The following is a 13,651-nucleotide window of genomic DNA, read 5'->3' as shown; positions in this document are numbered from 1 at the left end:
AGTAATATTGTCTTGAGGTCAGGAATCTTAGCCGATCTCTCCCATTTCCTTATGATTTCCCCAGCAGGTTTTGGGATATAGGATCTTAAACAGCTGAACTCATCTCCATCAGCCAGGTTAACAAAACTTGGCGTTAAATGAGTGGAAAGGTTCAGGATGACAAGACGGGGAAACAAGAGGGAGTGGGAGGGTTCCAGGTGCGGGGGAACTGGGGAGATTAGCTGGTCAGCTATTTAGAGCCATGCTGCACTAGAGACGTCCACCCTAGCTCAGAAAATGTCACGAATCCAACGCTGACCGATACGAGCGGTACAGCGCGGGCTTGAGAAAAATCTAGGTCCTTCGTGATTAGCCTCAGTATTCCGACGAAAGCAAGGAATACTACGTTGATCGGAAATATATAGGCATCGTGAAGTACAGGGTTGGCAACCCGTTTCCTAGCTTCACGCCCTGCGGTTTTCATTAAACATTCCTGTTGGGTAGGGAAAGTGTGAAAACATCAACATCTCGACTCCGCTCGATGTTGAAGCTTCGACTTCGCTCAGCTTCAAAACTCCGATGAACATTGGCGCAGGAAACCACACTGCAAGGTGAAAACCTACTTGTTAGGTCTATGAAAGTCTACGTTCTTAACAAACACGGGCGTCCCTTGATGCCCACAACCCCAAGAAAAGCTAGGTTGTTACTCAAAAATGGTCAAGCCAAAATCTTTGGACGTGACCCGTTCACTATCCAGTTAATTTATGGCTCCTCTGGGTACACTCAACCTGTGGACTTAGGGATTGATGCTGGCTATCAACACATTGGCTTTAGTGCCGTTAACGAGAAAGAAGAGGTACTCGGCGGCGAACTCAAGATGTTGGAAGGGATGTCCGAAAGGATTACCGAGAAGCGCAAGTATCGCCGTACCCGTCGAAACCGATTACGATATCGCCAACCTCGTTTTTCTAACCGGAAAAGGGACGAAGGTTGGTTAGCGCCCTCTATCCAGCACAAGCTCGATACTCACCACCGTCTTATCGGCAAAATCTGCCGTATTCTTCCTGTTAAGACTGTAACTATCGAAGTCGCAGCCTTTGACATCCAGAAGATTAAGAACCCCACAATAGAAGGGGAACAATACCAATATGGGGAACAGTACGGCTTTGATAATTTGCGGGAATACATTTTACACAGGGATGGGCATAAGTGCCAGAATAAAGACTGTAAAAACAAGTCGAATAACCCTATTTTACAGGTTCATCACCTGGGCTTCTGGAAGAATCCACCCGACCGTACAGATAGACCCGGAAATTTGATAACCCTGTGTACCAAATGTCATACTTCCAAAAATCACAGCAAGAAAGGTTTCTTATTTGGATGGCAACCCACACTCAAGCCATTCAAAGGGGAAACCTTCATGACAATGGTGCGGTGGCGTTTAACCGATGAGGGTCTCTTGCAAGCTACCTTTGGTTACATCACCAAAGGGAAGCGTCGGGAGTTAGAGATAGAAAAATCTCACCATAATGATGCTTATGTCATTGCTGGTGGGATGACTCAGCCCCGTGTCCTCAAGCCTTTGATGCTCGAACAGATCCGTCGTAACAAGCGGTCATTGGAGCAGTTTTACGACGCCAAGTATCGCGACAAAAGAGATGGAAGAATCCGTTCTGGCAGTGAGTTATCTTCTGGTCGTCGAACCAGAAATACAAATCTCAACGATGAAAACTTAAGGCAGCATCGGGGTCATAAGGTGAGTGCTGGACGCCGTTCCATTAAGAAGAAACGGTATCCCTACAAGCAAAAGGACTTAGTTCTGTTTGAGGGACGCATTTATCCTGTTGTCGGAGTCCAAAATTTGGGAACTCGCCTCAGTTTAAAGCCAGAGCCAGGGTGCAAAACCAAGTACAAAACTGCGGCAATAAACAAGGTTAAACCTTTAAAAAGAAGAGGAGGAATCTGTGAGCAACAAGCATAACTTGGAGAATTCGGGGGCAAAATGCCCCACAAATTCTCCCGCTATTCCTCTCGACGCCGAGTTGGTGGTACGGCGCGAGGCTCCTGGCGGTTTAGCTGAACTGGATGGAAGTGTTAAGTTTTATTACAAGTGAACGGATTGGGAGACCGACACCTTGTTGTTCTCTATCGGTTCATACTCACTCATCCCCTAACATTTATTAGAAATTAGGAAGTTAGATTAATTTTTTATTTAAAAATACAAATAATTACTAGGGAAAACTTAGATAGAATCCAAGCATTCAAATTAGGAAAAACTGTCAGCATCTTCCTATGACTAATATAGAAGCACAAGCTTTCAACGCCAATAACGAACAATCCCTGAGAAAGCTTGCCAGAGCAATCATTATGTCCCAAGGTCATTTTGCCCTGATTTTGGTGTGCTGCAAGTTTTCACCCCAACCCCTATCCGTATTAAACCAGTTACAAGAATTCTCTGCACTTCCTATTCAGGGTGTGATGCTGCCTCCCTCCGTGGATACTCTGTTTACGGCAATACGCGCAGCCGTGGATGAACCGCCACCTCCGGCTGTCGTTGTCTTTGGTCTTGATTCGGTGGTTGCTGTTGATCAAGTCTTGAGTGCGACTAATCTAGTGCGTGAAGAGTTTCGCAAACAGTTTCCTTTTCCACTTGTTTTGTGGATCGACGATACAATCTTGCAAAAGATGATTCGACTAGCCCCTGATTTTAAAAGTTGGGCAGCGAATCCCCTGCGGCTGGAATGTTGTTGTCACCATAGGGCTTTTCAGCAAACTTACAAGATGGCTTGCGTTCATGGAAGATAACAAATAAGCACAGAATGTGATAGAGTCATAGATGGCTTAATAACTATCAAAATTATTCTGAAAATCTGGTTCATTATTTAAAATTCCACGCTGCGATCGCTAAACATCCCCATCCCAGGATCAAGGCGACTCCCCCCAGTGGAGTAATCGCACCCAGCCATTTAATACCGCTTAAACTTAGGGCGTATAGACTGCCCGAAAAAATAGCGATTCCTACAATAAAAGCAATTCCAGCAGCGATGAGGGGAGATGAGGGAGTTTCAGCGCGAGAAAGCAGCAATGCCACGACGAGCAAGGCTAGGGAATGATAAATTTGATACCGACTGCCCGTTTCAAAAATTTCCAACGCCCGTTCACTCAGTTTTTCCCTCAACGCATGAGAAGCAAAAGCTCCGGCGGCGACAGATAAACCCCCGAACAGGGCAGCAACACCTAAAAAAATCCGAGTCATCATAAGTTTCATAGGAAAGGGGGAGCAGGGATACGGATGTGCAGGGGAACAATGAAAAAAGGGGAATTCCAGACGTAACATGCTACTCGGTCGGGGCGGGTTTAGTTACATTTGGATGAGGTAAAAAACGATAATCGTCAAACCCGCCCCTACACAAAACCTTCCCTCTTCCCCACGGTTTAACTGTTGACTGAGAGGGCTGACTGGGATTACTGGACTGACGCTCCAGTCTCTAAGCGCCTTCTACCGCAAGTTGCTTGGGTAAATAACCCAATTCTTCCAGCTTTTGCAAAACTTTGGCGACACTCTCAGATAACTCCTCCTGATCAGTACGGCATTCCACTTCGGGGTTAAGTGGCGGTTCGTAAGGATCATCAATTCCGGTAAACCCAAGAATTTCTCCAGCGCGGGCGCGTTTATATAATCCCTTGACATCTCGTCCTTCACAAGTTGCCAGGGGAGCATTCACGTAAACTTCTAGAAAATCACCAACTTTTTGGCGTACCTCATCTCGAATTGCCCGGTAGGGCGAGATAGCCGATACCAAAACGATTACACCATTGCGGGTCAGTAGGTGAGACACAAACCCAATGCGACGGATGTTTTCGTCGCGGTCTTCTTTGCTAAAGCCCAAGCCTTTGGTGAGATTCTGACGAACGATGTCGCCGTCTAAGACTTCTAGCTTACACTCCTTCTCTTGCAAGGTTTTGGCTAAGGCTTGGGTAATCGTGGTTTTACCTGCACCACTTAGACCCGTGAACCATATCGTTACACCGCGCTGATTCATGATTATTTCTGTCGCTATCCTAAAGCCTACTGTAAGTACAATTTATCCTGTTTTCTCAGGTAAAACACTAATCGTCAAACGGCTGTTTTCTGGAATAACAGCTTGTTTGATGATCAGACTTAGATTTTAACCTGAGTCAAGGAGTTGACAATAGTTTAACTCTATTGTTTCAAGAACCCAACCGACAAAGGTGACATGCTCCCCAACCGAAAACGTTTTGAGCAACTTACAATCGCGAGGCGCATATTGCTGCACCAATTAGCCCAACCTGGGGATTCATCACAATATGAACCGGAACCTTTTCCAGCAGAGGACTGACCCGACCTTTTTCCGTAAAGGTTCGCAAAAAACTACCATCCTGCATCAAGGGCAAAATCTTAGCCGCAATCCCGCCAGCAATATATAACCCCCCGTAGGGTAAGAGTTTGAGTGCTAGATTCCCGGCTTCAGCACCATAAGCTTCCACAAACATTTTTAAAGTCTGTTCACTGAGATAGTCACTCTTTTGCAGTGCTGCTTTAGAAATCTCCGCCGCCGGATCAACGCTTTTCTCGCTGCGTCCCATTTCCCGTTCCCAGGTTCTAACAACTTGGGCAATATCTGGAGATTCGTGGGCAAATTCGCGATCGCGCAAAAACTGGTAAACGGCGACAATTCCTTGACCGGAAACGACTCGTTCAGCGGAAATGCGCTGAATATCGTACTTCTCGCGTAAATATTGTAAAAGTTGGAACTCCAGTTCAGTGCGGGGAGCAAAATCCGCATGTCCGCCTTCGGACGCGAAAACCTGATACCTGTCCTGGTTCTGAATCAGAAATCCTTGTCCTAAACCTGTACCCGCACCAATGACGGCAATTGGCGCATCCGATTGAGGATTAACCTGTTGCAGCGTACATAAATCATCCGCCTCTAAACCGAGAATCCCGTAGCCAACCGCCGCAAAATCATTGAGCAGAGTGATTTTAGCGATCGCGAGTTCTTCCTCTAACCGTCTAGCGTCCAACACCCACGCTAAATTGGTCAAGTTAGAGGTATCGTTGACCACAGGACCTGCGATCGCAAAACAGGCTTTATCAATGGTCAGTTTCCGCTGAAGCTTCTGTCCGGCTTCTGATAGAAACGTTTGGACGATCGGTACTAAATCTGGGAAATCCCGGCTAGGATAACGGGCTTCATGGAGAACCGATAACGATTCTGAGTCTGAATCCTCCACCAGTCGCAAAATTGTTTTAGTCCCGCCGATATCTCCTGCCAGTATTAATGTCATTCTTATACTTTAATGAAATCGAATCACGTCTTCAGTTTGACTCAGGTGGGAAGTATCCCCATTGAGTTCCATCACCCATTTTTCCTCATGACGCACGAGTTTGACTAAACAGCATAAAGCGGCGTTCACTTCGGGTTGACCCGGAATTAATCCCCAGGTCGCACCGACGACTGAAGCACCATGACCCACTAATAAGATATCGTCTCCGAATTCTGTGGTCAGCAGGCGAGCTGTTTGAGCGGTGCGTTCTAGCACTTTCTCATTTGTTTCTGGATACTGAGGGATGACGCGGGAGGTATACCCCGAATCAATACAGGGAAAACGCTGTTGTAATTCCTCAACAGACAGTCGTTCTGGCTCTGTTCTCATCCATTCCGGATTCAGCCATTCACTCAAACCCGCCTCCATCTTAATGGGTAAGTCCAGAATCTGAGCAATTTGGTTGGCGGTTTGTACCGTTCGCAAAAACGGTGAGGCGAAAATATGCTTAATCGTCTCCCCGCGTAATCGTTGACCTAACTCCCGCGCTTGACCAACGCCATCGTCCGATAACGGGGGATCATAAGGATGTTCTGCTGTGTTAAACCAGTCAGGGTTAACAAAGTCGAGGCGATTTCCATGTCGGGCAATCCAGAGGGTTTGAGTCATTCGTCATTTGTCCTTCGTCATTTGTCCTTCGTCATTTGTCCTTCGTCATTTGTCATTTGTCATTTGTCCTTCGTCATTTGTCATTTGTCATTTGTCATTCGTCAGGGAACACCTCGGCTTACCTCGACTTCGCTCGGTAACACGCTCGGTGTGTAACAGGGAACAGTTAACAGGTAAGGTAGAGTTTTGAGTTAACTTACTCAGCTCCCCCAGCTCCCCCAGCTCCCCCAGCTCCCCCTGCTCCCCCAGCTCCCCCAGCTCCCCCAGCTCCCCCTGCTCCCCCAGCTCCCCCAGCTCCCCCAGCTCCCCCAGCTCCCCCAGCTCCCCCAGCTCCCCCAGCTCCCCCTGCTCCCTCCGCTCCCCCAGCTCCCCCCGCTCCCCCAGCTCTAGATGGACGGCTTTTGATTAAGATATGTTACAATATTTAACGAAGTGTTAGCTAGTGTCAGATATAACGTATGCAATAAGCAGAGGCAAAAACAAATTGGATAGATAGCCAATTCTAAATCTGGGTTAGGGATGGGGGCTTTAACTCACCCAGTCATACACATTTCGAGTTTTCTAATCAATCTATTTCCCCCTATTGAAATAAAACTTAACATTTCTCTCATAGAGAAGCGTTCACCCCAGCCTGAGGTGAACCCTCCTGAAAAGGAGCTTAGTTGCTTGAACTCCACTCATAATATAGATATAGCGATCGCTATGAAAACTGCTCAGACCTCTACAGACCTTGTCCGCACTTACCTCCAAGAAATTGGTCGTGTACCCCTGTTGACCCACGAGCAAGAGATATTATACGGAAAACAAGTCCAGCGTTTAAATGCCTTAGAGCAAACCAAAGAGTCGCTGTTTGAAGAACTAGGTTACGAACCAACGCTGTGTGAGTGGGCGAAAGCCTCGTCCCTATCGGAAGCCGAGTTACAATCGTGCATCAGGGCGGGTCAAACGGCTAAGCGCAAAATGGTGGAAGCCAATTTACGTCTGGTGGTTTCCGTCGCCAAGAAATATATCAAGCGTAATGTAGACTTGCTGGACTTAATTCAGGAAGGTACGATTGGGATGCAACGGGGCGTAGAAAAATTTGACCCGACCAAAGGGTATCGTTTCTCTACCTACGCCTACTGGTGGATTCGCCAAGCGATTACCCGTGCGATCGCGGAGAAAGGACGAACGATTCGCTTACCGATCCACATCACCGAAAAGCTGAACAAAATCAAAAAAGCCCAGCGCCAACTCTCCCAGACGCTAGGGCGTGCCGCCACCATATCGGAATTGGCAACAGAATTGGACCTGACACCAAAACAAGTGCGGGACTACTTGGAAAAAGCCCGTCAACCTCTGTCATTAGATCTACGAGTCGGCGATAATCAAGATACGGAATTAGGAGAACTGCTCGAAGATAGCGGACCCTCGCCAGAAGATTTTGCTACCTATTCAGCTATGCAAGTCGATCTGGAGAAGTTAATGGCGGATTTAACCGAGCAGCAACGTGAAGTGCTAATGCTACGCTTTGGTCTAGTCGATGGTCAACCCATGACGCTTGCCAAGATTGGCGATCAACTCAAAATCAGCCGGGAACGAGTCCGCCAAATTGAACGGGAAGCGCTGTCTAAGCTTCGCAAGCGCCAAGCCGATATGCGTGAATATATTGCGGTGAGTTAGTTTGTCTTATGTCATTGGTAATGTGAGACAACCTGATATTATGGGTTCGGTTCCACCTATCCCTTGTTAAGTTAGATGGAAGATATAGAGCTATTGCTCGGAGGTAAACGGTGAACAATCAATCTGATCGCGTCCCAGAATTTTTTGAAGGCAATGGAGACAATAATCTTTTGTGGGAGTACGTACAATCATTGAGTCCAGAAACCGTTTCCCATTTATCCAAACCCACCTCGGCTGATGTGTTTCAGGTCATGGAACGTAATGCGATGGGATTGTTGGGTAATATTCCTTCAGACCATTTTGATGTCACTATTAATACTAGCCGCGAGAATCTAGGACATTTGTTAGCCTCAGCAATGGTCAGTGGTTATTTCCTACGCAAAGCAGAACAACGCATGACATTTGAAAAATCGTTGCAAAAGACCGATGCCTCCGGCGCAGATGCTGGCTAGAGTAAGAAGGCAGAAGAAAAGAAAGTCCTCCTGGCACTTTTAATCAGGCGTTAATGGATTTAGGGGCGATTATTTGTACTCCTAAAAACCCGATTGTTCCCATTGTCCTTGGCAGGGTCACTGTCAGGCGTACAATCTAGGTATTGCATCTAAGTTACCCATGCGTGAAGCCTCTACCCCCTTACCTCACAAAATCATTGGTGTTGCCGTGATTTGGAATGACCAAGGACAAATTTTAATTGACAGCCGCCCTGCTCAAGGGTTACTGGGTGGATTATGGGAGTTTCCTGGCGGCAAAATTGAGCCAGATGAAACTGTGGCAGACTGTATTAAGCGGGAAATTCGGGAAGAATTGGGAATTGAGATTGAAGTAGGCGATCGCGTAATCACGGTTGATCATGCCTATAGCCATTTTCGCGTGACGTTGATTGTCCATCACTCTCGTCATCTATCAGGTGTGCCTCAAGCCCTGGAATGTGATGAAATCCGTTGGGTAACCCTAGAGGAAATTGACCAGTTTCCGTTTCCCAAGGCTAATATTCAGATTATTGCAGCATTGAGATCTTCCGGACAAACTCAGCCAAACTCTTAGTTAAAATGGCTTCATATCGAGTTATACGGTGATTTTATGCCTCAACCCATTAATTCATCAAAAAACTGTGAAGCTAGGACTAGGATTTAAATCGTTTATTTTTCGCAACGAAACCATTACGACTGCTGACTTGTTTTTTAAATTTAATACCCGTGACGATCACACCTACAGCTAGAAGACTTAACAAATTATTGGGCTCAGGTACTGAGACTGACCTAGAGCTGAAATTATCAAATGTAGCATTGTTTGGGTCATTAAAGTTAGGAAAAGACACCTGACTAATATCCACCGCAACACCTGAAGTCCCTGTCAATAAAGGAGCATTTGTATCTATTGCGTTTAGGCTAAACAACTCAACGCTACCTGAAGCATCAAAGAAGCGACCGATGACTTTGTTCCTAATAACTTCTAGCTCACAGCATCCGCAGTGTCATCGCACTCTCAGGAGTCATATCATGTCTTAACGATTGCCCATAATTGCAATGCTGCAATAACAGGGGTTTCAGGCGTTTTTATTAGGGGTGTTTGACCGGACATGATATCAGCCCCCGAATTGCGATCGCACCTCCAAACCAAAAACCCCCAGTTTGAATGGCTGAGGGCATGAACAACCTATAACGTCGCCAACCGTGTTAATTAGGCAAAGTGTTGCTAGCAAAAGCATCCATCCGGTAGGCAGGAAGGAGTGCGCTGGCTGTAATCGGTAGTTGGTTGAATGTGGCTGAAACCGAATTGTCGGTGCTTTCTGTGCAATTTCTCAACCGTCGGATTGAATCGGTTGAGCAACTTCAACATGAAGTTGCGATCGCGTCCAGTAGAAAGGTGTTCTCAAATTCTTGTTGGCGGGTGGTTGTGGACTCATCCAGATATTTGGAGAGCAATCGCGTCCAGTAGAGGGGTGTTCTCATTATTAAATCCGTTTTCCCCGATACTAATGCACCATTTTAGCTGGGTCACGCCAGTAGGGTGAGCTGCTCAAGGATTGCTGCCGCGATGCACTAGACTATACCTGAATGGCATCGCCAGAATGTAGTTAGTACGGTTTGAGCTAGTATCATCCCGGTTCTCTTTGAGCATGATAGTGTTCAACAGCATTGCTTTGAGAAGCCTCCTCTCCTCTACAATGACTGGTATTCACAACTTCCGCAAGTCCCTTACAGTAGAGTAAAGAATTGAGAAGATAATAATTATCGAAATTAGAAGTAGATTTGCCAAATGAATCACAAACATTCAGATGATGCGATGCAGAGCAAGTGGCCACAAGACCAGTACACTAAAGTGGGCTCGAGCAGAACTCGCTATTGGGCATTGGGAGAGCAAGGAACGATAGTTATCTTGCTCCATGGTGGTGGAGCCTCCGTGGAATTTTGGTTGTACAACCTCGCTGCTCTGGCACAATCTCACCGCGTTTTTGCAGTAGATATGATCGGTTCTGGTTGCTCTGATAAGCCATCAATCTCCTATTCGCTGTCCGAGCAGGCTCAATTCGTCAAAAACTTTATGGACACTTGCCGTATCCACCGCGCCAGTTTAGTTGGGAACTCGATGGGTGGTGGTGTGGTTTTACAGTTTGCCCTAATGTTTCCTGAAAGAGTAGAAAAGCTGGTGTTAGTAAACAGTTTTGGGCTTGGAAAACACATAGATCTCTTTTCCCGATTAGCAGCACTCCCCCTGATTGACAGAGTAAGCTGGTTGCTCCGCCCCACTCGACAGAGTGTAGCCTTGGTCTTGAAACCAGTTGTGTATGATTCATCAATTATTACTGATGAGTGGCTTGAACGGATTTACCAACTAGCTTTGCTCCCAGGAACACTGAATGCACTTATCAAGCTAGCACAGACAAATCTTAATATCTTTGGTGTGCGTTTTGAGGTTTTTAGTCCAATTATTAATCAACTGTCTAACATTACTGTACCAACGCTGATCATTTGGGGAAAACAAGATCCCGTCTTACCTGTTGCTCATGCCTACCATGCTGCCCAGGGGTTAACCAACGCTCGTTTGCACATTTTTGAGCGTTGTGGACATTTCCCGCAAATCGAGCATTCAGAGGAATTTAACCAACTTGTTTTAGACTTTTTGGGTAACACCTTTGTATAACAACGAAGAAATTTTGGTCGCCATTCATCTCGCCAGTAGGCCTTCGGCTACGAGTGTCCGAGAAGTTGTCTTTATATTTCCTCAAAAATGGGTTAGTATTTACTCATATCAAAAGTTAGACCAACGCGCACGAGAGATTGCTGCTTACATCCAATTGTTTTGCAAACCTGGAGACAGGGCTTTACTGCTGTATCCATCTGGTCTAGAGTTCATTGAAGCTTTCTTTGGCTGTTTGTATGCAAAGGTAGTTGCAGTGCCAGCTTATCCGCCAAGGCAGAATCAAAATATGTCTCGATTACAGAAAATTTTGAAAGATGCCCAAGCTACAGTTATATTGACCACAATCGAGGCACTAGCGACAGCAGATTTACAACAGGTGCTTTTGGTTTGGCAGGGATTAGGGTATTACAGTAGAGCGAGAAATCTCCACAAAGCCGCTCAACAAATAATCCAGGACTACGGGGGAATTTTTCCAGATCAACTGAGTGACGTTTTAGCATTACCAGGAATTGGTCGAACCACAGCCGGCGGAATTCTCAGCGCCGCTTTTAATCAACCTGTGCCAATTCTGGATGGGAACGTGAAGCGAATTCTGGCACGATTGGTAGCTTTACCTGTACCACCTGCTAAAGCGACAAAACAGCTTTGGCAACTTTCGGAAACATTGCTTGATCCCGAACATCCTGGCACGTTTAATCAGGCGTTAATGGATTTAGGGGCGACTATCTGTACTCCTAAAAACCCCGATTGTTTCCATTGTCCTTGGCAAAGTCACTGTCAGGCGTACAATCTAGGTATTGCATCTAAGTTACCCATGCGTGAAGCCTCTACCCCCTTACCTCACAAAATCATTGGTGTTGCCGTTATTTGGAACAATCAAGGACAAATTTTAATTGACCGCCGCCCTGCTCAGGGGTTACTGGGTGGATTATGGGAGTTTCCTGGCGGCAAAATTGAGCCAGATGAAACTGTGGCAGACTGTATTAAGCGGGAAATTCGGGAAGAATTGGGAATCGAGATCGAAGTAGGCGATCGCGTAATCACGGTTGATCATGCCTATAGCCATTTTCGCGTGACGTTGATTGTTCATCACTGTCGTCATCTCTCAGGTGTGCCTCAAGCCCTGGAATGTGATGAAATCCGTTGGGTAACCCTAGAGGAAATTGACCAGTTTCCGTTTCCCAAGGCGAATACTCAGATTATTGGGGCATTGCGTCAAGAGACTGAAAGGATGTAGATGTGAGACTATCTATTAAAACTATGGCGATAGAAAAAATGTACCATTGCTCCCCCTGCTTCCCCTGCTCTCTAACCCCACCACAATACTTATTCAGTAGACCCTAAGTATTTCTACTTCCTTTCACTAGGGGCATTTTCCTTCGCTTTATAAAGCTTGTATGAAGTAAGTCTATAGGCGTACTCCTTTAGTTATATAATTTTTACTTATAGTTTTTGGATTGATAGTTTTGATCAAGTCGCTGGGATCAGGAGAATGTGTCAAATTAGATGTCCTCTCAGTAAGGAAGTAAGCGTTGAGATTCTGAACGAGATGAAGCTATGTAAAGAAGTCAGGCACAATTGAATCGGAAGCGCTCAACTGTAAACCCGGTCACCTGTGCTATCGCTTCGACCTTATCCATCACTGCTTATGCTCCCATCCCATTCATCTTCAAACATCTGATTTCCTTGTGTTTAAGATGTTTCCGCTCCCACTAAATCGGATTCATTTCTGAGCAATATTTAGCTAATCAGAATCCACTTTTGTTTCCCGTCAAAATAAGTAGTCGGACATCAATAAAGTGAAATGTATTAAGTTTCATAAAAAAACCGATCAGTACGCTTTCAGAGATCAAGTATTTTTGTAAAAATTAATAAACTATAGTTAACTTTTATCCGAATGCTTAATAGCTAGAGATCGTCCTCCTCCACAAACTCCATGTCCTCTTCTTGCCTGCGTCGTTGAGCGCCGACATTAGGGACATCTGAGTCTCCTCCAGCCAAGATTTAATATAATTTTTAATTATAAATCCAGAATATGAAGATTCAGTAAAGTTGGTCTTCAAGTCTAGAGAAATTCTAGTAATGCATGTTATTTATATGTGACAGGAGAATTTAATCGAGCTAAAGATTTGTATCTCCTAGTAGAGAGTGTGAAGATTGTTTGCTCTCCATATTGCCACCGATAACTATAAATCATTTCTAACTATCGACCTAAACAAGGAGCAAGAAATGTTTTTGATTAACCAAAAACCTCTGACGAGAGTAAAAAAACGCTCGACTAAGAAAACTCGCTTTCATCAAAGGGCTGTATCTGGAGCAAAAAAAAGCCCTCCTCAGATGAATGTCCTATTACTCGCCCCCCACCCCTTTTACCAAAACCGGGGTACACCCATTGCCGTGAACTTGGTTTTAAGGGTGTTGTCTGAACGAAGAGACCAGGTTGACATGGTGACTTATCCAGAAGGACGCGATATTGAGTATCCCAATGTAACCATACACCGGACGCCACGGCTACCCTTTGTTCACAACATTAGACCGGGTTTCTCCTGGAAGAAATTAGTCTGTGATTTTTTCATGATTTTTAAAGTCATCGGTTTGATTTCCCGGAAGCGCTATGATTTGGTTCATGCCGGAGAGGAATCGGTCTTTATTGCCTTAATGCTGAATCTATTCTGCAAGCTTCCCTATGTATATGACATGGATTCTTCCCTAGCGCAGCAGCTTATCGAAAAGTATCCAAAGTTAACATTGCTCAATTCATTTTTGAATTTTTGTGAACGAGTAGCGGTGCAAAAGGCGGCGGTTGTTGTGGCGGTTTGTCAGGCATTAGCGACTGATATTCAAGCCTACAACCCTAAAAATGTGGTGGTTATCCCCGATATATCGTTATTGAACTGACTGAGATTCT

General features: G+C 45.5%; 12 protein-coding genes and 1 pseudogene. 9 read left to right on the top strand and 4 right to left on the bottom strand.

The genetic code is table 11. The annotated features are described in order from the left end of the window. Positions 1-613 precede the first annotated feature (613 nt). The 3 genes from iscB to RIC07_RS01815 all read left to right on the top strand — a co-directional run bounded on the left by iscB (position 614) and on the right by RIC07_RS01815 (position 2,784). Positions 614-1,960 (top strand): RNA-guided endonuclease IscB, encoded by a 1,347-nt coding sequence (gene iscB, locus RIC07_RS01825; RefSeq protein WP_446393019.1) that lies wholly within the window; start codon positions 614-616, stop codon positions 1,958-1,960. Next, the gene (locus RIC07_RS01820; protein WP_446393018.1) at positions 1,944-2,093 is read left to right on the top strand and encodes a hypothetical protein; all 150 of its coding nucleotides are present in this window, start codon (positions 1,944-1,946) and stop codon (positions 2,091-2,093) included. The genes iscB and RIC07_RS01820 overlap by 17 nt, the downstream gene beginning before the upstream one ends. Before the next feature lie 178 nt (positions 2,094-2,271). Then, on the top strand, positions 2,272-2,784 hold the full coding sequence (locus tag RIC07_RS01815) for a hypothetical protein (protein ID WP_446393017.1): 513 nt from the start codon (positions 2,272-2,274) through the stop codon (positions 2,782-2,784). Positions 2,785-2,857: 73 nt separating this feature from the next. Here the strand turns inward: RIC07_RS01815 and RIC07_RS01810 are convergent, their stop codons facing one another. The 4 genes from RIC07_RS01810 to RIC07_RS01795 all read right to left on the bottom strand — a co-directional run bounded on the left by RIC07_RS01810 (position 2,858) and on the right by RIC07_RS01795 (position 5,937). Beyond that, positions 2,858-3,235: a DUF423 domain-containing protein gene (locus RIC07_RS01810; RefSeq protein WP_446393036.1), complete on the bottom strand. Its 378-nt coding sequence runs from the start codon at positions 3,233-3,235 to the stop codon at positions 2,858-2,860. A 232-nt stretch (positions 3,236-3,467) separates the two neighbouring features. Then, entirely contained in the window at positions 3,468-4,022 is a 555-nt protein-coding gene (gene cysC / locus RIC07_RS01805) for an adenylyl-sulfate kinase (RefSeq protein ID WP_446374975.1), read from the bottom strand. Positions 4,023-4,248: 226 nt separating this feature from the next. After that, entirely contained in the window at positions 4,249-5,289 is a 1,041-nt protein-coding gene (locus RIC07_RS01800; RefSeq protein WP_446393016.1) for a glucokinase, read from the bottom strand. 9 nt (positions 5,290-5,298) lie between these two features. After that, positions 5,299-5,937: a histidine phosphatase family protein gene (locus RIC07_RS01795; protein WP_446393015.1), complete on the bottom strand. Its 639-nt coding sequence runs from the start codon at positions 5,935-5,937 to the stop codon at positions 5,299-5,301. Positions 5,938-6,639: 702 nt separating this feature from the next. Between RIC07_RS01795 and RIC07_RS01790 the strand changes: the two genes are divergently transcribed. The 6 genes and pseudogenes from RIC07_RS01790 to RIC07_RS01765 all read left to right on the top strand — a co-directional run bounded on the left by RIC07_RS01790 (position 6,640) and on the right by RIC07_RS01765 (position 13,641). Then, entirely contained in the window at positions 6,640-7,599 is a 960-nt protein-coding gene (locus RIC07_RS01790; RefSeq protein ID WP_446393014.1) for an RNA polymerase sigma factor, RpoD/SigA family, read from the top strand. Positions 7,600-7,709: 110 nt separating this feature from the next. Then, positions 7,710-8,051 (top strand): DUF760 domain-containing protein, encoded by a 342-nt coding sequence (locus RIC07_RS01785; protein ID WP_446393013.1) that lies wholly within the window; start codon positions 7,710-7,712, stop codon positions 8,049-8,051. 29 nt (positions 8,052-8,080) lie between these two features. Beyond that, positions 8,081-8,643, top strand: a pseudogene (gene mutT, locus RIC07_RS01780) (8-oxo-dGTP diphosphatase MutT); the annotation flags it as partial. A 1,215-nt stretch (positions 8,644-9,858) separates the two neighbouring features. Continuing rightward, positions 9,859-10,743, top strand: coding sequence for an alpha/beta fold hydrolase (locus RIC07_RS01775; protein ID WP_446393012.1), 885 nt, complete (start codon positions 9,859-9,861; stop codon positions 10,741-10,743). Beyond that, complete coding sequence (gene mutT / locus RIC07_RS01770; protein WP_446393011.1) at positions 10,736-11,980, top strand: 8-oxo-dGTP diphosphatase MutT; 1,245 nt, start codon at positions 10,736-10,738, stop codon at positions 11,978-11,980. The genes RIC07_RS01775 and mutT (RIC07_RS01770) overlap by 8 nt, the downstream gene beginning before the upstream one ends. Positions 11,981-12,900: 920 nt before the next feature. After that, positions 12,901-13,641: a glycosyltransferase family 4 protein gene (locus tag RIC07_RS01765; RefSeq protein WP_446393010.1), complete on the top strand. Its 741-nt coding sequence runs from the start codon at positions 12,901-12,903 to the stop codon at positions 13,639-13,641. The last annotated feature ends 10 nt before the right edge of the window (positions 13,642-13,651 follow it).

This window comes from Coleofasciculus sp. E1-EBD-02 (assembly GCF_040218245.1).
In the GTDB taxonomy this organism is placed as follows: Bacteria; Cyanobacteriota; Cyanobacteriia; order Cyanobacteriales; family Coleofasciculaceae; genus Coleofasciculus.
This window is presented reverse-complemented; position numbering and strand designations above follow the sequence as displayed.